Consider the following 24,657-nt stretch of genomic DNA (forward strand, 5'->3'; position numbering starts at 1 on the left):
ATAAGGTGGTTATTTTATGGTATTTGGTTTACGGTAGGTTGTGCGTCAACTACCGTAAACCAAATACCATAAACCATTTATTTAACTACTATCTCAGGCAATTCAGCTTCAATTTTGGCCCGACGAGGTTCGTATTGAGGAGGCAATTTCAGGGCAGTTCCCAATTCGGAAACGGGCTCATCGACGGCAAATCCTGGGGGATTGGTGGCCACTTCAAACAGAATTCCACCGGGTTCGCGGAAATAAATACTGTTGAAATAGTTACGATCCTGAACCGGCGTCACATGGTAACCTGCTTCAGCCAGTTGATGTTGGATAGTCAATTGGGTTTCATCAGTGTTAGTCGAAAAGGCAACGTGGTGAACAGAGCCAGCGCCCTGCAACGCGTGCACATCTTTAGGTGAATGTAAAACATCGACAAAATTGCCCGGTCCACCATTTCCTGCTTTGAACCGGAAACGACCTTCCTCCTCTCCTACCAATGTGTGTTGCATAAGTTCAGTCAGGAGTTTAACCGTCTTATCAGGGTTAATTTCATTCAAGGTCACAGTATGAAAGCCACGGACGGCAAACTCGGCTGGAATCCGACCATTGTCCCAGCCCGGACGTTGATCATCATCGTTGAAAACGATTTCAATGCCCATACCATCGAAATCCTCGAACCGAATATACGTTTCCGAAAAGCGTTTGTAAGGGCCAGCGTACGGAATGTTCCGCTCATGCAACCGATCCATCCAGAACCGAAGCGACGCAGTTGGGGCCGAAAATGCAGTATAAGTCAACTGCCCTACCCCTTTCCGGCCGCGTGGTATGCCACCATACGGAAAGAATGTTAAAATCGTACCTGGTGAACCTGTTTCGTTGCCGTAATAAAGATGGTATACATCAGGAGCATCGAAATTGACCGTTTTTTTAACCAAACGAAGCCCGAGGATATCGGTATAGTAATCAACATTGCGTTGCGTATCGCCAGCTAAAGTCGTGACGTGGTGAAGACCATTGATCAGCGTTTCCATACGATTGAAATAAGTTAATGGGTGAAACTGTTTAAATTTTTAAATTTAAATGTTATTACATTTAATGTATATACAATGAAATAAGTCTGAAAGTTCAAAGAAAAAGGTCCAAGATGGATACCTCGGACCTTTTTCTTTGGAAATGAGCCTAATAAGGCCAACTAAAAGTTGCAAATAGTCTATTCCGTAAGGAACGGGTAATCCTTTTGCACATAGACATCCTTGAACGCTTCGTCGGCTGTTGGGTATGGAGACTCTTCTGCGAACTGAACAGATTCATCTACAATACCTTTAATTTTCTGATCAATGGCCGTCAGGTCTTCTTGGGTTGCATATCCTTTTTCAAGAATAGCCGCTTTAACCTGCTCGATTGGGTCACGCATTTTGTATTCCTCAACTTCTTCTTTCTTCCGATATTTCTGAGGATCGGACATCGAGTGACCACGATACCGGTAAGTGCGGAACTCAAGGAACGTTGGGCCTTCGCCAGCACGTGCACGATCAGCAGCGCGGCTAACGGCTTCGTGAACCGCTTCAACACTCATTGCATCAACAGGCTCAGAAGGCATATCGTAAGCTTCAGCTAAAGTGTACAGATCAGTAACATTCGAAGTACGAGCTACCGATGTTCCCATGGCATAGCCGTTGTTTTCAACAACGAAAATGACGGGGATTTTCCATAACATGGCCATATTGAAGGCTTCGTGCAGGGCACCCTGACGAACAGCGCCATCGCCCATGAACGTGATACAGAGGTTATTGGTCTTATTGTATTTTTCGGCAAAGGCGATGCCGGCTCCCATAGGAATTTGAGCACCAACGATACCATGACCGCCGACAAAATTGACCGATTTGTCGAAGATGTGCATCGAACCACCTTTCCCTTTCGACGAGCCAGTTTGTTTGCCAAACAGTTCGGCCATAATGGCTTTTGGGTCAGAACCTAACGCGAGTGGGATACCATGGTCACGATAAGCGGTAATCCATTTATCATCTTTCGTTAAGGCCGAATACGAACCCGACGAACAAGCCTCCTGGCCTATGTAAAGATGGCAAAACCCCCGAATTTTCTGTTGACCGTACAATTGACCAGCTTTCTCTTCAAATTTCCGCTGTAATTGCATCGACTCATACCAGTACATATACCGCTCTTTCGGATGCTGCGTTTTTTCGGCTGCCGGAGCCTTACCATTTTGTTTGGATTTCTCTTTGACGCTTGCCATGAGGAATGAAGTTCGATAAAATCTATAATCACTGACTATCAGCTAATCGCCTGAGCGTTAGGCTAACGAAGTGTCGACAACTACTACATAGGCTGTTTCTTCTAACAAACCGACTATATCTTTGTTGCCATGTCAACCTTGATAGAATAGATTTTTTTTGAAAAAAATCTATTCTATCAAGGTTGACAGCCGCGAAATTACGCATTATCGCGTTACACGCTATATCTATGTACCTCGAAAAACTGAGCCTGACCAATTTTAAAAACTATGAAGATGGCCGGTATGTGTTTGGGCCGCAGGTAAATGTGATTGTGGGAGCCAACGGGAGTGGTAAAACCAACCTCCTGGATGCGGTTTATTTCCTGGCGCTCAGCAAAAGCGCTTTTCAGAGTCAGGACGCATTAAGTATTCTGCACGATGCCGATTACTTCATCATCGACGGAATTTTTCAGGAACAAAGCCGTTCCGTACAGATAACGATCAGTTTGCAGCGTGGCCAGCGAAAGGTGCTAATGGCCGATAAAAAACCCTATGACCGCCTTAGCGATCACATCGGGCGTTTTCCGGTAGTGCTGATGGCGCCTAACGACACTGATCTGGTTCGGGAGCATAGCGAAGACCGGCGGCATTTTTTCGATGGCGTGCTTTCGCAACTGGATGCCGAGTACCTGCGCAATTACCTGATGTATCAGCAGGTGTTGAAACAGCGGAATAGTGTACTCAAGCTTTTTGCCGAACGCAATCAGGTAGATAATGATTTGCTCGATACCTACGACGAGCCCTTGCTTGAGTTGGGGCAGAAAATTCATGATCGACGAAAGCAGTTTGTTGATGAGTTTTTACCTGATTTTCGAAAGCATTACGCCTACTTGAGCGATGACCGTGAGCGCGTTACGATTGTCTATGAATCAGAAGTGAGTAACCCGAATTTTGCCGATGAATTCCGCCATTTCCGCCGACGAGACACGGTTTTGCAGCGGACAACAATGGGAATCCATAAAGACGACTATGCCTTCCTGATTGGTGAGCGAGAAGTTGGCCCAGAGGGTCCCGCACCTGTCCCGCTTAAGAAATTTGGTTCGCAGGGGCAACAGAAAACGTTTGTAATTGGCCTGAAACTGGCACAATTCGATCAGTTACAAGCCGCAAAAGGAATCAAACCGATTTTGCTATTAGATGATATTTTCGATAAGCTGGACGACCGCCGAATCGGTAAGCTTATTCAGCAAATGGATGAAGGTGCATTCGGGCAGCTTTTCATTACCGACGCCCGGCCGGAGCGGACACATGAGCTTATCAAGAACGTACAAGCCGATGTGCGTTTTTTTGAGATTACGCGTGATTAGATTGCTTCTCTATGCGACTTAGTTAGGTATGAGACAAATCGTATCTATAGTCGCCCTGATGCTGATTGCGCTGAATGTACTAGCTCAGGGAACGTTCAAAAATGGCCCGCTGAAAGTATCTGATAATCACCGGTATCTGGTTCATCAGGACGGGACTCCTTTCTTTTATCTGGGCGATACCGCCTGGGAATTATTCCACCGCCTGAATCGCGAAGAGGCTGATCGCTATCTTAAACGAAGAGCCGAACAGGGCTTCACCGTAATTCAAGCGGTCGCTTTAGCCGAATTTGATGGGTTGAACGTGCCCAACGCACTTGGCGACAAACCCCTACTCAATAACGATCCGACAACGCCCAACGAAGCCTACTTTAAACACGTTGATTACATTGTCGATAAGGCGGCTGAGAATAATCTGGTGATTGGTTTTCTGCCCACCTGGGGCGATAAGGTGTTTAAGAGTTCGTGGGGAAATGGCCCCGAAGTATTTAACCCAAAAAATGCCCGAGTGTATGGTCAATGGCTGGGTAATCGGTATAAAAACCGGCAGAATATCATCTGGGTCTTGGGCGGTGATCGGACCCCACGCGATGGTTCTGACGATGTAGCTATTTGGCGGGCAATGGCCGAGGGCATCGAAGCGGGTGTTGGCGGTAGTGATAAAGCGCTGATGACCTTCCACCCGCAACCCAATTCTGTTCAGGATGGCGGCTCCTCGAAGTGGTTTCATCAAGATGCGTGGCTAGATTTTAACATGCACCAGAATGGCCACTGCCGGGACACACCGATTTATGACAAAATCACCGTCAGCTATAATCGCACCCCAACCAAGCCGACGATGGATGCCGAACCAATCTATGAAGACCATCCAGTTTGTTTTAACGCGAAAGACCTGGGTATATCTAATGCCTATGATGTTCGGATCTATGCGTACCTCGATTTGTTTGCCGGAGCGCATGGCCATACCTACGGCTGTCACGATATCTGGCAAATGTACAGTCCAAATCGTCCTGCTGTGAATGCTCCACACATCTATTGGCAGGATGCGCTTGAGCTACCCGGCGCGAATCAGATGAAGATTGTTCGCCGATTAATGGAGTCGCGGCCACTGCTCGACCGGGTTCCAGACCAATCGCTGATTGTCGAGAATAATTATGCGCCCGCCGAGCGGATTCAGGCCACCCGAGGCAAGGATTATGCCTTTGTTTACAGCACGATTGGTAAGCCATTTACCGTGAATCTGGACAAAATTTCGGGTCAAACGCTAAAGACAGCCTGGCTTAATCCCCGTACGGGCGAGGTAAAAGAGAGTGGTTCCATAACGAATAAAGGCCAGCAGAAATTTACTCCCCCGTCGGCTGGCTATGGGCAGGATTGGGTACTTGTACTCGACGATGCTGCTAAAAACTACCCAACTCCGTAAGCCAAACTGTACATTTTACGGATAGAAAAAGCCCGACGAACGACCAAATTCGTCGGGCTTTTTAGTGGTTTTACTCCGCTATTTAGGCCGTTCATCATAATCTCAAAAATTAGATGGAAACTCAGAACTATATTTGAGTTTCCAAAGTTCATCATGTAAAAGTTCTATTATTTGATGAAGGAGAGGATTCTGGCTGAGGCCGAACGGTTGTTCTGGAAATACGGTGTACGGTCCGTAACGATGGAAGATATTGCCCACCAACTTGGTATTTCGAAGAAAACGATTTACCAGCATTTTAATGATAAGGAACAGATCTTATACCAGGTTATACAGGATAAAACGGGTAGAGATCAATCAGAAATGGACTGTATGGTAACCGAAACCTCTAATCCGGTTGAAGAAATACTAGGCGTCCTGAATATGATACGAAAGAATACAGATCAGGTTAGCCCTAATCTGTTGATCGATATAAAACGATATTACCCACAAGCATTTGCCCTATTTCGGCAATATAAGGAGGGACAGATTATGAGATCAATTCTTGAAAATATACAAAAAGGTATTTCTCAAGGCATATATCGTTCCGACATAAATCCGACCATTCTAGCCCGCTTACGGGTCGAACAAATCGAGTTAGCATTTAACCACGATCTATTCCCAACCGATCAATATTCGATGCACGATGTACAGGCCGAACTGATGCATCACTTTGTACGAGGAATGCTAACCGAAAAAGGCTTCACCATTTACAATCAGTACGTTAATCAATACAACCATGAGGTTAAGTAATACCAGAAAAACAGTGCTAATCTGGCTGCTCGGATTATTGAGTAGTTCAGGTCCGGTGCTGGCCCAAACCCGGCAGGAATTCTCGCTGAATGAAGCGATCAAGTATGCCATTGACAATAATATAAATGTTAAAAACTCTGGACTGGATGCGCTGAGTGCTGAAGCACGGATTCAGGAGTTGCGTGGAGTCGCTTTGCCGCAGGTAAGTGTGGCTGGATCAATATCGGATAATCTAATTATTCAACGAGCTTTTCTTCCGGCCAAATTTTTTAACGTGAATGCTGCCGACAGTGACCCTCCAGTTGCTGTTCAGTTTGGCGTAGCTTATTCAGGTAGTGCGACCGGTACGTTAAACCAACTTTTATTTGATGCGTCGTATCGACTAGGTCTGCGTGCCGCTGATACCTATCGGCAATTGGCCCAGAAAAATGTAAAAGCCTCGAAAATTAGTGTTGCTGAACAAGTTGCCAAAGCCTATTATGGTGTATTGGTGAATGAGCAGCAGATCAAATTATTGGATCTGAATATTGCCCGGGTTGACACGTTGTATCGAAATACACAAGGGCTAAACAAGCAGGGGTTTGCCGAAAAGATTGATGTAAGCCGCCTTGAAGTGCAGGTTAATAACCTGAAGGCTGAACGTCAGAATGTTAAGAACTTGGTGGAGTTGAGTTATTACCTGCTCAAGTTTCAGATGGGACTAGGGATAAATGACAATATCACGCTGACAGAGCAGATTCAGGATATTGACCTCGATGCCGTTGAACGAACTACGATGCAATCAGCCGCTGAGTTTGATTACAATCAACGAATTGAATTCTCGACCTTGCAATCGCAGATTGAACTGGCTGATCTGGATGTTCAGAATATTGCCAAGCTGTACTATCCGCGACTCACTGCTTTCGCCAACTACGGCTACAACACGGGCCGAAATAAATTTGGCGAAGTAATTGGTTCACCCTGGTTCAATTCGTCGATGATAGGAATTAACCTATCTGTTCCGGTTTTCGATGGCTTTCAGAAGAAATACCAATCGCAACAGAAGCGGTTTACGTTGCAGAAGGCACAGAATAGCGGCCAATTGCTAAAAAATACGATTGATCTGCAAATCCGCCAGTCGACAATTACGCTGGGAAACAGCCTGCAAACGCTACGTACGCAAAAGCGGAATGTCGATCTGGCTCAGGAAGTTGCCCGCGTAACCAAAATCAAATACCAGGAAGGGGTTGGTTCGAATATTGAAGTACTGGATGCTGAAAATTCGTATCGACAGGCCCAAACGAACTACTTCGCATCCTTGTACAACTTCCTGCAAACCAAAGTCGATGCCGACAAAGCGAATGGAAAGCTTTACACAGGCAATTAAACAGTTTGCGTGTTCCATATTTCAAGTTCTATGTTTCATGTTAAGGGACTGAATTATGGCTATTTAAACCTGAAATGAATCTTTAAAATGCTACGGATGAAACCATATTACGCCCTTATTCTTGTGAGTTTATTAGCTGCCTGCTCACAGGAAAAAAAATCGAATGATCTGCAAGGTAAACGCGAAGAACTAGCTCAGTTGAAATCGCAGCAGGCAGAATTAACGACGAAAATCAAATCGCTGGAAGCTGAGGTTAACAAGCTCGATCCGAAAAAGGCCGAGGAAACCCGCGTGAAAGATGTAACGGTGTCTCCACTGGCAGCCTCTACATTCAAGCACTTTGTTGAATTACAGGGATCGATTGATGCTAAAAACAACGTACTGGTCTCGCCAAAATCGGGCGGTGTTGTTACGGCTGTTTTCGTGAAAGAAGGCGATAACGTTCGGGCCGGTCAGCCCATTGCCAAAGTTGATGACGAAGTTCTGCGCGAGTCACTATCTGAAGTGAAAACCCAGCTTTCGCTTGTAAATACCGTGTATGAGAAACAAGCCGCTCTATGGAAACAGCAAATCGGTACCGAAATCCAATACCTACAGGCGAAGAATAACAAAGAATCGCTCGAACGCCGATTAGCTACGCTGAATGCGCAGTTGGGACAGTCGACCGTAACGGCGCCTATCTCGGGCGTTGTCGATCAGGTCATCGTTAAAGTTGGTCAGTCAGCAGCACCCGGTATGGGGCTGGTTCGGGTGGTAAATCTGTCGCAGTTGAAAGTAGTTGCTAAAGTAGCGGACTCGTATTCGGGTAGCGTTCGGAAAGGCGATCCTGTTGTGATTGACTTCCCTGATCTGAATAAAACCCTGAACTCGCGCATATCATTTGTGGCTACGATGGTAGATCCTGCTACCCGGACATTTACGATCGAGGCTCCCCTACCCTCCGATAATGCCTTGAAACCCAATATGCTGGCTCGTATCAAAATCAACGACGCCACGCAGGGGAATGCCATTGTGATTAATCAAAACCTGATTCAGAGTACGGAGAACGGTCAGCTCGTGTACGTAGCTGTAAACGAAGGAGGCAAAAAAATCGCTAAAGCGAAGACCGTAAAAACGGGGCAATCGTACGGTGGTCAGATTGCCATTACGCAAGGACTACAGGCGGGCGATCAAATCGTTACGGCTGGTTATCAGGATTTAGTTGACGGACAACAAATTAATTATTAGTAGAGACGCAATCCCTTGCGTCTCATTCGCGTCAGCCATGCCAGCCAGGTATGAGACGCAGGGGGTTAATGAAGCATAATGATTAAAAAGACGCAAGGGATTGCGTCTCTACAACCAACCAACAACTTTTATGAAATTTGAACAGTATAAAACCCTCGGCTTTACCAACTGGTGCGTTGAGAACCGGACGGCGATTTACATATTCACCTTCCTGATTACGCTTGGCGGGCTGTTCGTGTATAATAACCTGCCCAAAGAGCAGTTTCCCGACATCAAAGTGCCGCAGGTGTATATCAACACGGTATACGTCGGTACGGCTCCTGCCGATATTGAGAACACGATCAACAAGCAGATCGAGAAACAGCTCAAGTCGATTTCGGGTGTTAAGCGCATCAAATCCAATGCGTTGCAGGACGTATCGGTTATTCTAGTTGAGTTTAACCCCGATGTAGAATCGGCCGAAGCGTTGCAACGGGTTCGCGATGCTATCGACAAAGCAAAGCCCGATCTGCCACAAAAGCTTGACTCAGGTCCAACCGCACAGGATGTTGACTTCTCCGAAATGGCGATCATGAACATCAACATGGCGGGTAGCTTCTCGCTGAAACAATTGAAAGAATATGCCGAAGACTTACAGGATGTGATTGAAGGGATGCCCGAAATTCGTCGGGTAGACATCGTTGGTGCGCTGGAACGCGAAATTCAGATCAATGTCAACTTGCCACGAATGCAGTCGGCAGGTCTGGCTTTTTCCGATATTCAGCAAGCGATTCAGGGCGAAAACATCAACGTATCAGGTGGTGAATTACCGATTGACGGTGTGCGAAGAACGGTTCGTGTGAAAGGTGAGTTTACCGATGTTACGCAACTTGAGAATCTGCAAATTCGGACGGCAACCGGTGCTACGGTTCGCCTTGGTGACATTGCCCAGGTGCGGGATAACTTTGAAGAACAGCAGGATTTTGCCCGCTTGAATAACAAGTCGGTTGTAACGCTGAACGTGATCAAACGAGCCGGGGCAAACCTTATCTCGGCGGCCGACCGGATCGAGAAAACCATCGAAGAATACAAAGAATCGCGTTTCCCGGAAGGTTTGGACGTGAAAATCACTGCCGACCAATCGGAACGTACCCGCGAAAACGTCAATGACCTGATTAACACGGTTGTTCTGGGCTTCATCTTTGTGGTATTAGTGCTCATGTTCTTCATGGGTGTTCGCGACGCTATTTTCGTTGGCTTGTCCGTACCCTTATCGGCGCTGGTTGCCTTCGTGCTGATGCCCGTTCTTGGGCCAATGGTGGGTGCGTCGTTTACGCTGAATACGATGGTACTGTTTGCCTTCCTGCTTGGTTTGGGGCTGGTGGTTGATGATGCCATTGTGGTTATCGAGAACTCCCACCGACTCTTCAATGAGAACAAAAACTGGAACATCAAACAGGCCGTGAAAGCCGCTGCGGGTGAGGTATTCGTACCGGTATTGTCAGGTACACTGACGACCATTGCGCCGTTCTTCCCGCTCTTATTCTGGCCGGGTATTGTGGGTGAATTCATGAAGTTTCTACCTCTGACGCTGATTCTAACGCTGTTCGCTTCGTTGTTTGTGGCTTACGTGATCAACCCGGTTTTTGCGGTTACGTTCATGAAACGGCATGAAGACGACCATCACGAAGACAAGCAGTCGTTTGCCGAAATCAGACGGCCGCTTATTATCATGACCGTGTTGGCGGGTATTGGCTACGTAATTGACCGAGGCATTGGTAATCTGTTTGTCCTGTTCATTATTCTGTACGTGTTTAACCACTACGTGCTGACACCCAGACTGATTGTGCCTTTCCAGGAAACATTATTGCCTGCACTCAAGAACGGTTATCGCAAGCTGATTTCGTGGATATTGACTGGCTGGCGTCCGGCCTGGGCTATTGTTGGCGCATTTGGTTTGCTGATTCTTACCTTCATCATTGTTGGTATTGCTAAACCAAAAGTGCTCTTCTTCCCCAGCGGTGAGCCTGATTACATATATGTGTACAACGTAATGCCCGTTGGTACCGATGCCCGCGTAACCGATTCCGTTACCCGCGTCATTGAGAAGCGCGTATTTAAGGTTTTGGATGATAACAAGGCGACGGATATTGTTAACTCGGTTATCTCGAACGTGGGTAAAAACGCTGGCGACCCAATGAACCCGGACCGCTCGGCGACTCCGCAGAAATCGAAGGTTACGGTTGCCTTTAAGCCAAACGAAGAACGGCACGGCATCTCGACCGATTCGCTGTTGAGTAAAGTTCGGAAGGCAGTTAGTGGGTTGCCTGGTAGTGAAATTTCGGTAGAGCGTGAATCGAATGGACCGCCAACTGGTAAACCAATTGCAATTGAAATTGCGGGCGAAGAGTTCGATGAGCTCAAGAAACTGGAAAAGCAGGTTCGTCAAAAAATTGCTCAGGCGGGTATTCAGGGGATCGACCAGTTGAAGTCTGACCTGATTACCAACAAGCCCGAGATTGTAATCGACATCGATCGCGATAAAGCAGAACGCGAAGGTATCTCGTCGGGTCAGGTTGCCTTGGCCATTCGGACAGCTTTGTTTGGTCTGGAAGTTTCGAAATTCCGGGACGCTAAAGACGAGTACCCGATCATGGTTCGCTTACAACAGGACGATCGTAGTCAAATTGATAAGCTCCTGAGTCTGAACATTGTTTATCGCGACATGGTAATGGGTGGCCAATTACGTCAGGTTCCTATTACGTCGGTGGCAAACATTAGCTATTCGACGACCTTTAGTCAGATAAACCGGAAGAATCAGGAACGTATCGTTACACTAAGTTCTGATGTTGTGCCGGGCTACAACGCCAACGAAATTGTGGCTCAGATTCAGGATGTTATTGATGATATGGACGTTCCGAATGGCTACAAGGTCAAGATGGGTGGTGAGCAGGAAGACCAACAAGAATCGATGAACTTCCTGGTGTCGGCCTTCGGTATTGCCATGCTACTGATCTACCTGATCATGGCCACGCAATTTAACTCGGTCGTGAAACCGCTGATTATTTTCGTAACCATCCTGTTCTCGCTGATTGGCGTACTGCTTGGGTTCGTTATTTTCAACAAAGATTTCTCGGTTATTATGTCGGGGGTTGGTATTATCTCCCTGGCTGGTATCGTGGTGAAAAACGGGATTCTACTTATTGAGTTCATTGAAGAACTACGGGGCCGGGGTGTGCCTCTCCGAAAAGCCATCATCGAAGCAGGTGGTATCCGTCTGACGCCGGTATTGCTGACGGCATCGGCGGCTGTATTGGGTCTGATTCCGCTAGCGTTAGGTATCACTGTTGATTTCGTAGGTCTGTTCCGCGATTTCGATCCACACATTATCGTCGGTGGTGATAGCTCCGTATTCTGGAACATTTTGGCTTGGACAATCATCTTCGGTCTGACGTTCTCCACCATCCTGACACTCGTTATTGTGCCTTGTATGTACTGGATCAACGAGCGTATTCGGATGAAATGGTTTGGTAAAAAAGATCCAGCTTTGGAGCCTAAAGAGGAATTGGAAGAAGAGTTAGCGTAAGGGATTATAAAAGCGATAACAGCCGATGATTTCGAAATCATCGGCTGTTATCGCTTTGTAGCTTTGTTATTGATTCCGGTAGTTATCGCTAATTGTTTTTTGTCATCCCGACGCAGGAGGGATCTTCGGAGTAGCTCATTGATTAGTCTACTCCGAAGATCCCTCCTGCGTCGGGATTGTAAGTTTGCCTTGAACAAATAATCTTTGGTTGTCCAGGCCATACCTACGTCGGGATGGTCTTCTAGACCGGTTGTCATGACAAAAACGCCCATATTTCTCGTTAGAATAAATATGGTTACTCAAACACAATCCGGCTCCAGCGTTCAGGCATGTGCGTGTCGTAAACACCGTGTGGACTCATCACCATAGCTGGGTGGGGTTGAACTTCGGCGCCTGAAACCATCAATTTCTGGAATCGGCCCAGAAACATACGCCATTCGTCGCCCGGTTGAGGAGGGAGACTTCGTCCGTTGGCCAACCAGGTCATACTGTTCCAGGGGATGGCTATTTCCAGACTCCAGCCGTTGTCAATATCACTGTTGTTATTGAGTGTACCATCAATATGAACGGCAGTTTCCAGACCCGGCATGTCATAATTCAGAAACGCCCACCGCAGTCCCCGAGGATGTGTGCCGTACCAGAACGAAGCTCCATTTCGATCAGAATCACCACCGAATGTCATCGCCTGTGGGTGATGCACATCAAATTGCGGCACATCGAATCGACTTCCGCGCTGATAGGCGTCTTTCCAGATAAAAAACACTTCATAAAGCGTATTTCGAGCGTTTACTTCCAGCTCGTAATAGCAGTCTCCCCCATCGATGAATAATTCGAGGTCGTTTTCGAGGAAGATAATGGAATCACGTTCGGTTAAATGAGCCTCTACAAAAGGCTCCTCAGCCCAGAAAGCAACGTACAAATGCGTGTCATTCCAGAGAATAGCCGCTTTGGTATCGTACATGCCCGGCCCGCCCGTCGCCATATCTACAAATCGATGACTCCAGACGGCATTCTGCCAAACTGGTTTTGTGACATCACCATTGATCATTATTGACTCTGTAATTTTCTGGGCAGTGTAGGAATTCATAGGATGGCCGGGTTTTGACAAACATACAATGGCGAATATATTTACGAAGTAAGTAATTGAGCTGGCGAGGTATAAATAACGAAAACACGCTATATACTGTCAAACTTTACGGATGCTGATTCCGTTAGGCAACTATGTCCTTCATTCGCTAATTCATGAACCGTACCGCCTTATTTTTCATTCTTCCTGCCATTCTTCTGCTGATTGACTGGTATGTCTTTCAGGCTGTTAAAACACTGAGCCGGTCGGCTTCAGAAAGTACGCAACGAATTATTGCTATTGCCTTTTGGGGTTTTACAGCGGTGTCGTTGCTGTTGTACGTTATCATGCAACTCCTGCCACCGGATTCCATCAGCCGCAACACCCGTACATTTTTGTGGGCAGCCATCGCTATCCCCTATTTCTCAAAGATTTTTGCCGTTCTGATTATCCTGATTGATGACATCGGCCGCTTCTTCCGCTGGCTTGTATCGCTGTTTTACAAGCCTGAAGTGCGTGAAGCCGTTGAAGATACAACCCGCCAGACGATCCCCTCTACCGATACCATTACCCGCTCGGATTTCCTGATGAAAACGGCTCTGGTTGTTGGTGCTGTGCCTTTTGTAGGCTTTACCTGGGGAATACTTTCGGGAGCACACGACTATAGAATCCGACGGATTAAACTCCCGCTCAAAAATCTGCCATCGGGCTTTCATGGCATGACCATTGCCCAGATTTCGGACATTCATTCAGGTAGTTTTTTCAACAAAACTGCCGTAAAAGGTGGCGTTGAGATGTTACTTGGCCAGAAACCCGATATGGTCTTTTTTACGGGGGATCTCGTTAACAGCCATGCCGAAGAGGTTAATAGCTACATCGATGTATTTGATAAAGTAAAAGCGCCACTGGGTGTTTATTCAACCTTAGGCAACCATGACTACGGTAAATACGTACAGTGGTCAAGCCCACAGGCTGAGCGACAAAACGTAATGAACGTGGTCGCAGCTCACAAACAAATGGGCTGGAATATCATGATGGATGAGAATAAGATTCTGGAACAGGGTGGTGATAAAATCGCGCTCATTGGTGTTCAGAACTTGGGTTTTGGACCAGCGGCCTTACGGGCCGGTGACCTCGCCAAAGCCTACAAAGGAACAGAAGATTACCCCGTCAAGCTCCTCCTCTCCCACGATCCTACACACTGGGATGCCGAAGTCAATAAGAAGTACAAGGATATCGATGTGCAGTTCAGTGGTCATACGCACGGTGCTCAGTTCGGTGTAGAAGTTGGCGATGTCAGATGGAGCCCGGCGCAGTATTTCTATAAGCAATGGGCTGGATTGTATCAGGAAGGCGATCAACGACTCTATGTCAATCGGGGATATGGCTATATTGGCTACCCCGGTCGGGTCGGTATTTTGCCCGAGATTACGATTTTTGAATTAGTAAAAGCCTAAGTTGTTAATCAAATTCCTTGCTAAACGGTTTTTCAACAGGATTTTCAAGATTTGTTTTACTACGGCCCATTCAATAAATCCTGAAAATCCTGTTAATCCTGTCGAAAAAATATTGTCAACTAATAATCATAACAAACCCTATGAAAATTGTATTCATAACCGGACTATCGTTTTTCATGTCCCTGTTTTCGTATCTAATTCCGAAGTCAGCTGAACCAGCAGAAGCGACAATTCCGCTATGTCATAATTCTACTACCAACGGTGTTGGAAATGATATGTCGGCGATGGCTGCTGATCCGGCTTTCCAACGTTTGCACGAAGCTCCTCTCCCATTTACTTACACCGGTGCTGGCGAAATGATTAAATTCTCCACGCCAGACGGTCAGTCGGCCAATGGATTCCTGCTGAAAGCGAAAAAGCCATCGAACAAATGGCTGCTGGTTTATCAGGAATGGTGGGGCCTGAACGACAACATCAAACAACAATCTGAAACGTTCTACAACGACCTTAAAGATGTTAACGTACTGGCGGTAGATATGTATGACGGTAAAGTGGCTACCGAGCCTTCTGAAGCCGGGAAATTAATGCAAGGCGCTAATAAAGAACGGCTCACCAACATTCAAAAAGGGGCCATTGCCTATGCGGGTCCCAAAGCCGAATTTGCCAGCGTAGGCTGGTGCTTTGGTGGTATGCTGTCGCTACAATCAGCTATGCTGGAAGGCAAACAGGCTAAAGGCTGCATTATGTACTACGGTCGTCCAGAGCAGGATGTTGAGAAACTGAAAACATTAGATACCGATGTATTGGGCTTTTTCGGTAGTCAGGATAAAGGCATCACGCCTGAATCGGTGAAGGCATTTGAAGAGAATATGGCGAAAGCGGGCGAGAAAGTGACGGTGAAAATGTACGACGCCGGTCATGGTTTCGCGAACCCCAGCAATCCGGTTTATAACAAAGAAGCAGCCGCTGACGCGTACAAGCTGGCACTAGCTTATTTGAAAAATAAATTGAAGGCTTAATTAGCTCAGAATTCGTACGGTAAAGCCTGACTGTGTTCTCATGGTCAGGCTTTTAATTAAACTTTAACCGCTTTCTTCTAGTTTCCATTAAACGCGGGAGCTTTTGTTCAGTCTAACCTACAAATCGAGCAAAACTCACCAAGAAGATGAAAACGATAAAATGGAGTGGCGTATTAGCTGGCCTGCTTTTAGGTATAGCTACTGTTAGTTTCGGACAATATGGACCGGGTAACGGCTACGGCCAGGGTTACCCAAATGGGAGTAATTGCAGCCCAGCTTATCCAAATGGTTATGGGCAGAATTACCCCAATCAGGGCTACCCAAATGGATATAATAATGGCTATGGCCAGGCGTATCCGAATGGGAATTATGGTTATAACCAATATGGGCAAGCGTATCCAGTTCAGCCACCGGTTGTAGTTGTTCCACCAAGAGTTGTTGTGACTCCTCCGCCAGTTGTTGTTGCCCCTCCAGTCGTTGTTCGCCCATATCCCAATTATGGATATGGCTATAATTATGGTGGTCGCATCGGTTATGGGCATGGTGGATTTTGGGGTGGTCGTGGTTATGGCCACGGTGGCCACCGCTGGTAGATAAATTGAGGTAGAGTAACTGTCTGGATTAATCAGCCTTATGAGGTTCGGTTAATCCAGACATAAGTAGATGGTTCAACAAGTTAATTTTAAACGAAAAGTCATGAAAACGATAAAACTTTTGCCCTTACTTACGGCTGGTTTGCTAGTTGTCCTGATGACTAGTTGCGGACCGGCTTACGTAAGTACTGGTGTGGGTTACGGCCCTCGCCCCTATTATGGATACGGTTATAACCCATATCCATATGGGTACGGATATGCACGACCTTATGGCTACTATAGACCCCCTGTAATTGTCCGGCCTGCCCCCCGCTATTATTCTCCTGGCCCTCGATACTATGGAGGGGGTAGTCCTAATGCCCGCCGTGGAGGAGGTGGCGGTTTCTACGGGGGTGGTCGGTCCCGTGGGCCACGTTAATTAATTAAAAAGAGGGAGTACAAAAAAGCATCGGCTTAGCTAAGCCGATGCTTTTTATGTTTTAGAAATCGTTATTAAGCAGGCGATTGATAGGGGTTCCCGATCAATTTCGAGTAATCGCCGGATTCAATCAGGGGCTTGTCGTCCGTTGGAAGATTATATAAATAAATCCAGCAGTCGGTTAGTGTGTCATTGAACGATACTGGGATAATCGCTCGAATAAATTCGGTAGGTTGTTCAAAATCCTCCCCAACGCCTTCGTAGTAATCCAGATAGGTCAAAATAGCCGATTTCTGGTTGCTTATATTGAAAACGGTTCCGTATACGTAGGCGTTGCTGCTCTCGTTATAAATAGCTCCAGGGTAGCTTCCCATGTCGAAAACCTGTCCCTTAAATTGGCCTTCGCCGACATTACGACCTCGCTGGCGGAGGTATTGAGCAAAGGAATTATCGAAAGGCGGGCGAAGTGTGCCGTAAACGATCAGGAAATCAGGATTGTTAGTCATTAAATAAATATAGCTGGCAGGTTGACGAAAGTAGTTAATTTTGCCGTTAACTAGATAAAACCGGGTTCAACAATGAAAAAGACGCAAGTATTTCTGATGATAGCTGCATCGCTGATGCTGATTGACGTGCCCGTCCAAACCCTGGCATCTACTAGTACTACAAAGACGGAGGTTTCGGCTATTGGCCGTAAGCGAAAAGGCTATAAACCCCGACGTGGTGGCCTATTTAATACGGGACTTTTCCGAAAGAAAAACCCTTGTGGTTGCCCGAATCATTAAGCTACCAGTAAGAAATTGTATTTATATAAGAGTCAGGCCCTTAGATGGGCCTTTTTTCGTTTTATTAGTTGTAAAAATCTGTGTTTCAGCATATTTTTTCTTACCTTTGCAGAAAAATTGCCTGAACTGGGATTCGTTTGATTATGCTTATTAGCATGATAAGCTACGGTCCTTTCTTCAATGATTTTTCAAAATCCGGGTAATCAGTATAATCAAACAAATCCCGGTTAAAACTGTATGCAATCAATTCGCAATATAGCAATCATCGCCCACGTTGACCACGGCAAAACGACTCTGGTTGACAAAATTATTCACGCGTCAAAACTCTTTCGGGAAAATCAGGAGTTCGGCGATCTGATTTTGGACAACAATGACCTGGAGCGTGAGCGGGGCATTACCATCGTATCGAAAAACGTATCGGTACGTTACAAAGATGTTAAAATCAACATCATTGATACGCCAGGCCACAGTGATTTTGGTGGTGAGGTTGAGCGGGTACTGAAAATGGCCGATGGCGTTTGTCTGTTGGTCGATGCTTTTGAAGGAGCTATGCCGCAAACACGCTTCGTGTTGAGCAAAGCGCTGCAATTGGGCCTGAAACCCATTGTTATTGTAAACAAGGTCGACAAAGAAAATTGCCGCCCTGACGAAGTACACGAACAGGTTTTCGATCTGATGTTCAATCTCGGTGCTACCGAAGACCAATTGGATTTCCCAACGGTATACGGTTCGTCGAAACAGGGCTGGATGGGTCCAGATTGGAAAACCCCAACCGACAACATCACTTACCTGCTCGACACCATCGTTGAGAACATACCTGCTGCTCCCGTAAACGAAGGCTTACCTCAGATGCAGGTTACCTCGCTCGATTATTCGGCTTTCGTAGGTCGGATTGCAATCGGTCGGGTACACCGGGGTACACTGAAAGAAGGCGCCAGCATGGGCCTTGCCAAGTCGGACGGTACCGTGAAACGGGTTCGTATCAAAGAACTGCACACATTTGAAGGTCTTGGGAAACAGAAAGTTGCCGAAGTTCAATGTGGTGATATTTGTGCTGTAACGGGCCTTGAAGACTTCGAGATTGGCGATACGCTGACGGATTACGACAAGCCTGAACCACTTAGCCGTATTTCGGTAGATGAGCCAACCATGAACATGTTGTTCACGATCAATAACTCGCCATTCTTCGGTAAAGAAGGTAAGTTCGTGACTTCACGTCACCTGCGTGAGCGGCTTTACAAAGAAATTGAGAAAAACCTTGCGCTGCGTGTAGAGAATACAGATAGCGAAGACCGCTTCCTGGTTTATGGTCGTGGTATTCTGCACTTGTCGGTTCTGATCGAAACGATGCGTCGGGAAGGTTATGAATTACAAGTTGGTCAACCACAGGTATTATACAAAGAGGATGAAGACGGTCGTAAGTTGGAGCCTATTGAAACCCTCGTTGTAGACGTACCTGAAGAAACGGCCGGTAAGGTTATCGAATTGGCAACGCAACGTAAGGGCGAATTGCTGATTATGGAGCCAAAAGGCGACTTGCAACACCTTGAATTTGATATTCCTTCGCGTGGTCTAATCGGTCTTCGGTCGAACGTTCTGACGGCTACCTTCGGGGAGGCTGTAATGAGTCACCGTTTCAAAGAATATCAGGAGTATAAAGGGCCAATTCCAGAGCGGATCAACGGTTCGTTGATCTCAATGACCAGCGGTGTGTCTACGGCTTATTCGATTGATAAACTGCAGGATCGTGGATCGTTCTTTATCGAACCAGGTGATGAAATTTATACGGGTCAGGTAATTGGCGAACACAACCGTCAGAACGACATTGTGGTTAACGTGACGACCGCGAAACAGTTGACCAACATGCGGGCTTCGGGTTCGGATAACAACGTGAAAATTGCTCCGAAAATCTCGTTCTCACTCGAAGAGAACATGGAGTACATCCAGAAAGATGAATACCTAGAAGTAACACCGAAGTCGATGCGGATTCGTAAAATCTATCTGGACGAAAACGAACGCAAACGCAACCAGAGCAAGTTTGCAATGGCTTAGTTATAAGCGTACTTATATACAAAAAATCCCCGCTGAGTGCTCAGCGGGGATTTTTTGTATTAACTAAAAGCAGAATTAATTGCTGCTTACAAGAGAGCGATCTAAGCGAAAAGCAAATGTTGACTGCGTTTTAAGCGGAAGTGTCATTGGTTTTGCCAAAGATGTTGAATGTACCATTGGTTTCGACGTCATATATTCAGTTTGCTTGCGCGCCTGATAATATCCGGCGATGAAGAGTGTACCACCAATGACTGCTACTGTGATCTTTTTCATAACAATTGTTTCGCACCCGTAAGGCTGTATAGGGTGGATATGATTAAGTTTAAATCTAGGCCAATTTATGGGTTAGATGAGCTACTTCTACTTACTTTTTAGTGTGCGGTCACTAGTCTCTTAACCCAACAGCAACGTTGAGACGGAGACACCTATGCCTTGGTTACAGGTACAAGACAATAATTTCTTGAATGGAACCGATGCGGTCCGAAAAAGATAGATCTCATCATACTTAGCAAGGCTTCTGGAAACGTATTCAGCAGTGAAGTTTTCATGTATTGTCGTTGTAAGTTGATTTCAATTAAAAACTAAATCCCATCCTGAAAAACAATCGGTTATAGGAGCGATCTTCTATTTGTGACAGAACCTGAACACCATCTACTGAAGCTACTTGTCTGGCTTCCTGATGTTTGTAGCCTGCACTAATCAAAAATCCGGTTCCGTTCCCTTTGTTGATCCGAAGTCCTATTCCCGGACTCCACAACCAGCCCCCTTTTAGTTCACTGTCGTGTGGATTTGGACCTGCAATGGCATAACCGCTTTCAAGTGTGTAAAAAGTTGTCAGGCGTTTGGTATGACCAAAAATATCGCCCTGAATAGCCCCTGCTAGTGGTATAAAAGCGGAGTTATTATAGTAATCAACACCCAAAGCGAGCCCAGTTATAAGTTGTGGTCGCAGTGTATAACCTACAAACGTATGAATTGTTAAGCCGATTCGGTTACCAGCAGGCCGAATCGAAGAATAGTTATAATAGTTCGGCAAATAGATATAATTGCCATAATAGTTATAAGCGTCGGATGGATCTGGACGTACTCGTCCTGCCTGAATCCCCATCTCAACAGTTGTTCGCCAACGACTGGCCTTACCTGGCTCTTTCTGAGCCTGTACAAGGCTATTAGATAGACTAAAAAGCACAACTAGATACGTAAATGTTTTCATGGTGCAGTAGAGATTAGTTTGCAGGACTGGCGTCAATTTTACTGAGTAATCGTAGCGCAGTAGGATTGGAATAATCATACTGGTACAAGCCATCTTTACCGATGGTAAGCAGGGTTTTCGAGAGCGGAATAACATCAAATGCGTTCACATTCGCGAACGTTTGCTGAGCTTTTAAATCAAGCGGATTTGAAGCATCAAAAACACTCAATCCTTTATTACCCTGACACACAAACAACGTTGGATAATCGATGCCGAGCCCGTAAGGAGTGTCGAGAGGATAGGTTTTGACTACGCGGGGGGATGTCAGGTTTGTAATATCAATAACATCGAGTACATCCTGGGTACCCGCAACGCCACATGTACTGGTGCCACGCAGTGTCACATAGGCGTAGTTTTCGTGTACCACGACCGGATCGCAGGAACGAACGTGCGAAAAGGCTGAAAGCTGCTTTGGTTCGGCTGGGCTGGTAGCATCGTAGATGTACATACCCGTAGTGGTGCCAATAAACAGATTGTTACGGTACGGGAAAATCGTTTCGACGCTCCAGCCTAGGGAAACTGTTTTGCCTTTTACTGGCGTCGCTGGCTGGGAGATATCGAACAGTTGTAAAGACGAGCTATTGACTACATACAACTGATTATTCATGATGGCAAAACGCGCCATTGATCCACCCGTTCCGGTTGTTGGCGCAGTTGGTGATTTCATTGAGTTATAAGCAACATCGGCAAAGGCGAAGGTTTCATAGTACCGACCAAACCACGCAATAGGTACCAAATAGGGGAGTACATTAAACGTGCCCTCACAGTCAGTTTTAACCGTTTCTGTCGCAATGTCTTCTCGCTGATCATAGATTTTCATGGTTTGTTTGTCGTATGACCAGGAGGTGCGCCCTACCGCACCATATGTAAAACCCGTTTCGGCCCGGCTCACTTCTTTAATAGCCGTTGGATTGCTAATGTCCAGCGCTACCAGATCGATGTAGCTGTCGGCGTAGAGAATATTATCACGCACGGCTATATCGACATTGCCCGGAATTGGAAGAAACGAAATGGCTCTTGGATTGGATGGATTGCTATTGTCAAAAACGTGAATGCCTTTCTTGACTTCTACGATAAATACATACTGGTCTTTTACATACAGCTTTCCCGGATTGACAAGCGTTTGGGGCGATCCAGAAGAAATTGGTTGACGAAGATCAGACAGGGCGAGCTGGATCGGTGTATATTTTCGATACGTTCTTGTCTGCTCGCAGTTGTCTGTACAACTGGTCAGGTAAAATAAAGGAAGAATTAAGGCGAGTATATAAGCTTTCATAGAGATCATGGTTGTTGGCTAAAACAATGATTCTCTGTGATATGAAAGCGTTGGAACCGTCTGGAAAATAAATTGCCCGGCTGTCTTGAACACGACCGGGCAATATTGATCTTACACAAAAAGGCAATTATTGTTTTTTATACGCGTAGGTCGAACCATCGGCAATAACGGCTCCACGTGGAATACGCTCACCTAAATAGAGCACCGTTTCGGAAAGCCGGAAATCTTGTTGTGTGGTATCTTTCTCAAAATAAATGATTCCTTCGGTGCTGCCGCCCTTTGTAAATGAGAGCGAATAGCGGCTGTCTGAAATAGGTAATCCGTTCCGCACCTTTCGGAAATTACCCGAATTTGTAACACCATCGATAGTCAACGTTTCAGAATAACCGGCGTCTGCAGCGGTGACTGTTTTTTGTGATAAGCCGTAGGTAATAGTCGTTAGCATCCATTCGCCGGATAGGGGAGATGGCGGGAAAACGCAACCGCAAATGCGTTTTTCACAGCTGAAAACCAATAGAATTAAAAAAATAGTAAAGGGGAGGATTCGTACAGTTTTCATAATCAGTTCAGTTTTTTATACACCAATACGCGGGGTAAATCGCCACCATGATATAGCCTTAATTCATTGGCTGTTGGTAATTCGAAGCGGGCAACCGCTTTCAAATTCTTGAAGTACTGTTGCTCAAACTGCGTTGCCGCAGGCGATCCGGCTACTTTTGTACTCCCCAACTGGTCGGCCACCATAAGACCATCAATAGCGGCAAATAAATTCAGGTTGTATGTATTGATCGACGACTTACCACTGGCTTTAAATGAGGTAATATCGTGCGGTGGGTTGTCGGTATCTAAGGTGAATATGAGTGTTACGGCGTACGTAGAATCGGAGTCAACAAGCTGCCAGGTTCCAATCAGCTCTGCTATTTTTGGCGCTAATTCGGGCTGAGATTTTGTACATTGACTCAGGACCAACGTAATAAGCATCAGGCAGCTAATGGCTACGAATCTCATGTGTTACTCGTTTTAGTGGGATCGGCAATTTTACCGACGAAAAGAATAGTGCCCGACGCTTTTTCGTGAATGACAAAGATAAAGGGGCGATTACACAGAATAGGTACAGGCGCCGACGTTACCGATATGCCTCCAGTTGTAACGGCTGCTGCTTCGGTCCCTTGCTCATCTACAGCCACAAATGTGTTCTGTTTTACAAAGCTAAGCGTAAGTCCGCCTTGCTTGTTTATTTTCGTGAAATCAGCTCCATCCGTGAAGGCCGTTGGCATACCGAGCGTACTCAGTGTTTTGTTTAGATTGATGGCATAAGTCAGCGTGAATTTAGGCAACCCAATATCAATCATACTCGACGTCATGGCTTGTTGTAGCTGTGTCCATTCGTCACCACTGAAGCTATTTATCAGCGCATCGGCAGTCGTACTCTCAGTAGGTAATAACACCGTCATGGCAAAGTTGCCGGAGCCATAAGGTAGTTCAAAAGCGGTATACGTTGACCGGGAAGCGTGTTTTAACGCCGTATTAAGCCGCATCATCCGCACAGTTGTTGTTGTGCCCGATGCTAGTTTGAACGGACTGTCAATCGTTTGCTCAGGTTTGAATTGGGTTGTCCAGTTCCCTTTGAAATACAGTGCGTTCATCAGAAACATGATATCGCTGGATTCAATCCGGTCAAGTACTTTCGGGATTTTACCGTTGGTTTTCTGGCTTGCCCAATTGTTGATTTTACCCACTGTAGCCGCATCGTCGAAATTCTGCGCCGATACTTCTGCCTGAAACGATTGTTTCAGTAAATCCTGGAAAGAAGTTTCCACCGAAAACGTATTCCGATACCACACTGAGTTGGCCAAAGAGAGCGTAACCTTAGAATCTACACCGGGTAGATTCTCTAGTAGATTCTGGTAGGTGTTATTGGCTTCGGCGAGAGTCTGAGTATCTAATTTCAGTGTTTTCTGAATCTCCTGAGCCGTTTGTCCGTTGGCTCCATTCAGGATCATGCCTAACGCAATATGTAGGCTCAGCGGAGAAATAAAGACGTTATTCGTTTGTCCTTCTTCGGCAACTACCTGCTTGGAGACATCGAACGCAAACTGGGTTGTTTGACTGGCAAAAGGTGCCGATACGCGCAAGTCGCTCGCTGTACTCGGCGGTGGGCTGACGTCGCTATTTTTACAACTAATAGTGGTTAGAAAAACACCCGCTGTAACCGTCAATAACGTTGAAAAAAGGGTCGATTTCATAGCGCTTTACGTTTTTTAGCTTGTATTGGTACAGAGGTATAGTAAATATCAATACAAGAATAGGCTATAAACAGTCTTTAGTCGTTGCGCGCTGGCTCCGTAGAGAACTTACCAGCGACTCGAAACCAGGGATAGTTTCCCCATATGGAAAGGTAACTCGGTGCTTCTGTTCACCAAGCTGTAATTCTATGTATTCGGCTCCACCGTCGGCACAATCGGGACAACCGATTATGGTATCTTTTTTACTAAAGGCATCCAGATTAGCATTCGCTTTAAGACTTTGCCAGTCGGAGAGGCTAATGGTTGATTGGCAACTTTGAGACGTAGACTGTGCTCGAGGTTGTACGTTTTTCTGGGTTAGGGTAACGCTGGTCCCGTTAAAAACGAAGTCTTTTACACATTGCGTACCCATACACATTCCGAATCTTGTTCCCGTACGGATAATTAAGTCATCACTAATTGATTCCTGGGGCGAGAGGCTGCTTGTACAACGGCCCAAACCAACAAGAAATAAGACGGCAATTGAGATGGTTTTCATGAT

The 24,657-nt window shown here is 46.1% G+C and carries 23 protein-coding genes; 12 read left to right on the forward strand and 11 right to left on the reverse strand.

What is annotated here, in order from left to right:
* Positions 1–77 precede the first annotated feature (77 nt).
* Together ACYVGR_RS10095 and pdhA are read right to left on the reverse strand one after the other, a co-directional pair.
* Entirely contained in the window at positions 78–1,016 is a 939-nt protein-coding gene (locus ACYVGR_RS10095; RefSeq protein ID WP_460956128.1) for a ring-cleaving dioxygenase, read from the reverse strand.
* A gap of 179 nt (positions 1,017–1,195) precedes the next feature.
* Positions 1,196–2,239, reverse strand: a complete 1,044-nt coding sequence (gene pdhA, locus ACYVGR_RS10100; protein ID WP_460956130.1) for a pyruvate dehydrogenase (acetyl-transferring) E1 component subunit alpha — start codon at positions 2,237–2,239, stop codon at positions 1,196–1,198.
* Between the two features lie 227 nt (positions 2,240–2,466).
* Here pdhA and recF point away from each other — a divergent pair, with 227 nt between their 5' ends.
* The 6 genes from recF (at position 2,467) to ACYVGR_RS10130 (ending at position 11,952) form a co-directional block, all read left to right on the forward strand.
* Positions 2,467–3,585: a DNA replication/repair protein RecF gene (gene recF / locus ACYVGR_RS10105; protein WP_460956132.1), complete on the forward strand. Its 1,119-nt coding sequence runs from the start codon at positions 2,467–2,469 to the stop codon at positions 3,583–3,585.
* A 28-nt stretch (positions 3,586–3,613) separates the two neighbouring features.
* Positions 3,614–5,005 carry a glycoside hydrolase family 140 protein gene (locus tag ACYVGR_RS10110; RefSeq protein WP_460956134.1) on the forward strand — a complete coding sequence of 464 codons (1,392 nt, stop codon included), beginning with the start codon at positions 3,614–3,616 and terminating at the stop codon, positions 5,003–5,005.
* 174 nt (positions 5,006–5,179) lie between these two features.
* Entirely contained in the window at positions 5,180–5,794 is a 615-nt protein-coding gene (locus ACYVGR_RS10115; RefSeq protein WP_460956136.1) for a TetR/AcrR family transcriptional regulator, read from the forward strand.
* A complete protein-coding gene (locus tag ACYVGR_RS10120) occupies positions 5,781–7,160 on the forward strand; it encodes a TolC family protein (protein WP_460956138.1) in 1,380 nt (459 codons plus the stop codon). Before ACYVGR_RS10115 ends, ACYVGR_RS10120 begins: the two co-directional genes overlap by 14 nt.
* 96 nt (positions 7,161–7,256) lie before the next feature.
* On the forward strand, positions 7,257–8,387 hold the full coding sequence (locus tag ACYVGR_RS10125; RefSeq protein ID WP_460956140.1) for an efflux RND transporter periplasmic adaptor subunit: 1,131 nt from the start codon (positions 7,257–7,259) through the stop codon (positions 8,385–8,387).
* Between the two features lie 130 nt (positions 8,388–8,517).
* A complete protein-coding gene (locus tag ACYVGR_RS10130; protein WP_460956142.1) occupies positions 8,518–11,952 on the forward strand; it encodes an efflux RND transporter permease subunit in 3,435 nt (1,144 codons plus the stop codon).
* Between the two features lie 295 nt (positions 11,953–12,247).
* Here ACYVGR_RS10130 and ACYVGR_RS10135 read toward each other — a convergent pair whose 3' ends face one another.
* Complete coding sequence (locus ACYVGR_RS10135; RefSeq protein WP_460956144.1) at positions 12,248–13,039, reverse strand: carbohydrate-binding family 9-like protein; 792 nt, start codon at positions 13,037–13,039, stop codon at positions 12,248–12,250.
* A 155-nt stretch (positions 13,040–13,194) separates the two neighbouring features.
* On the opposite strand from ACYVGR_RS10135, the gene ACYVGR_RS10140 reads away from it, so the two are divergent.
* From ACYVGR_RS10140 to ACYVGR_RS10155, 4 genes are all read left to right on the forward strand, one after another.
* Positions 13,195–14,475 carry a metallophosphoesterase gene (locus ACYVGR_RS10140; RefSeq protein WP_460956146.1) on the forward strand — a complete coding sequence of 427 codons (1,281 nt, stop codon included), beginning with the start codon at positions 13,195–13,197 and terminating at the stop codon, positions 14,473–14,475.
* A 140-nt stretch (positions 14,476–14,615) separates the two neighbouring features.
* A complete protein-coding gene (locus ACYVGR_RS10145) occupies positions 14,616–15,494 on the forward strand; it encodes a dienelactone hydrolase family protein (protein WP_460956148.1) in 879 nt (292 codons plus the stop codon).
* Between the two features lie 146 nt (positions 15,495–15,640).
* Entirely contained in the window at positions 15,641–16,087 is a 447-nt protein-coding gene (locus ACYVGR_RS10150) for a hypothetical protein (protein ID WP_460956150.1), read from the forward strand.
* Between the two features lie 103 nt (positions 16,088–16,190).
* A complete protein-coding gene (locus ACYVGR_RS10155) occupies positions 16,191–16,505 on the forward strand; it encodes a hypothetical protein (protein ID WP_460956152.1) in 315 nt (104 codons plus the stop codon).
* Between the two features lie 74 nt (positions 16,506–16,579).
* On the opposite strand, the gene ACYVGR_RS10160 is transcribed toward ACYVGR_RS10155, so the two are convergent.
* Positions 16,580–17,011, reverse strand: coding sequence for a gamma-glutamylcyclotransferase family protein (locus tag ACYVGR_RS10160; RefSeq protein ID WP_460956154.1), 432 nt, complete (start codon positions 17,009–17,011; stop codon positions 16,580–16,582).
* Between the two features lie 72 nt (positions 17,012–17,083).
* On the opposite strand from ACYVGR_RS10160, the gene ACYVGR_RS10165 reads away from it, so the two are divergent.
* Positions 17,084–17,290: a hypothetical protein gene (locus ACYVGR_RS10165; protein ID WP_460956156.1), complete on the forward strand. Its 207-nt coding sequence runs from the start codon at positions 17,084–17,086 to the stop codon at positions 17,288–17,290.
* A 237-nt stretch (positions 17,291–17,527) separates the two neighbouring features.
* Positions 17,528–19,342 (forward strand): translational GTPase TypA, encoded by a 1,815-nt coding sequence (typA, locus tag ACYVGR_RS10170; protein WP_460956158.1) that lies wholly within the window; start codon positions 17,528–17,530, stop codon positions 19,340–19,342.
* Between the two features lie 75 nt (positions 19,343–19,417).
* Here typA and ACYVGR_RS10175 read toward each other — a convergent pair whose 3' ends face one another.
* The 7 genes from ACYVGR_RS10175 to ACYVGR_RS10205 all read right to left on the reverse strand — a co-directional run bounded on the left by ACYVGR_RS10175 (position 19,418) and on the right by ACYVGR_RS10205 (position 24,654).
* Positions 19,418–19,615: a hypothetical protein gene (locus ACYVGR_RS10175; protein ID WP_460956160.1), complete on the reverse strand. Its 198-nt coding sequence runs from the start codon at positions 19,613–19,615 to the stop codon at positions 19,418–19,420.
* A 301-nt stretch (positions 19,616–19,916) separates the two neighbouring features.
* The gene (locus tag ACYVGR_RS10180) at positions 19,917–20,555 is read right to left on the reverse strand and encodes a hypothetical protein (RefSeq protein WP_460956162.1); all 639 of its coding nucleotides are present in this window, start codon (positions 20,553–20,555) and stop codon (positions 19,917–19,919) included.
* 13 nt (positions 20,556–20,568) lie between these two features.
* Complete coding sequence (locus ACYVGR_RS10185) at positions 20,569–21,870, reverse strand: LVIVD repeat-containing protein (RefSeq protein ID WP_460956164.1); 1,302 nt, start codon at positions 21,868–21,870, stop codon at positions 20,569–20,571.
* 127 nt (positions 21,871–21,997) lie between these two features.
* A complete protein-coding gene (locus ACYVGR_RS10190) occupies positions 21,998–22,429 on the reverse strand; it encodes a hypothetical protein (RefSeq protein ID WP_460956166.1) in 432 nt (143 codons plus the stop codon).
* A gap of 2 nt (positions 22,430–22,431) precedes the next feature.
* The gene (locus ACYVGR_RS10195; protein ID WP_460956168.1) at positions 22,432–22,878 is read right to left on the reverse strand and encodes an META domain-containing protein; all 447 of its coding nucleotides are present in this window, start codon (positions 22,876–22,878) and stop codon (positions 22,432–22,434) included.
* Positions 22,875–24,116, reverse strand: a complete 1,242-nt coding sequence (locus ACYVGR_RS10200; protein WP_460956170.1) for a serpin family protein — start codon at positions 24,114–24,116, stop codon at positions 22,875–22,877. The genes ACYVGR_RS10195 and ACYVGR_RS10200 overlap by 4 nt, the downstream gene beginning before the upstream one ends.
* A 64-nt stretch (positions 24,117–24,180) precedes the next feature.
* Complete coding sequence (locus ACYVGR_RS10205) at positions 24,181–24,654, reverse strand: hypothetical protein (RefSeq protein ID WP_460956172.1); 474 nt, start codon at positions 24,652–24,654, stop codon at positions 24,181–24,183.
* Between the last annotated feature and the right edge of the window lie 3 nt (positions 24,655–24,657).

It is taken from the genome of Spirosoma litoris (assembly GCF_054776755.1).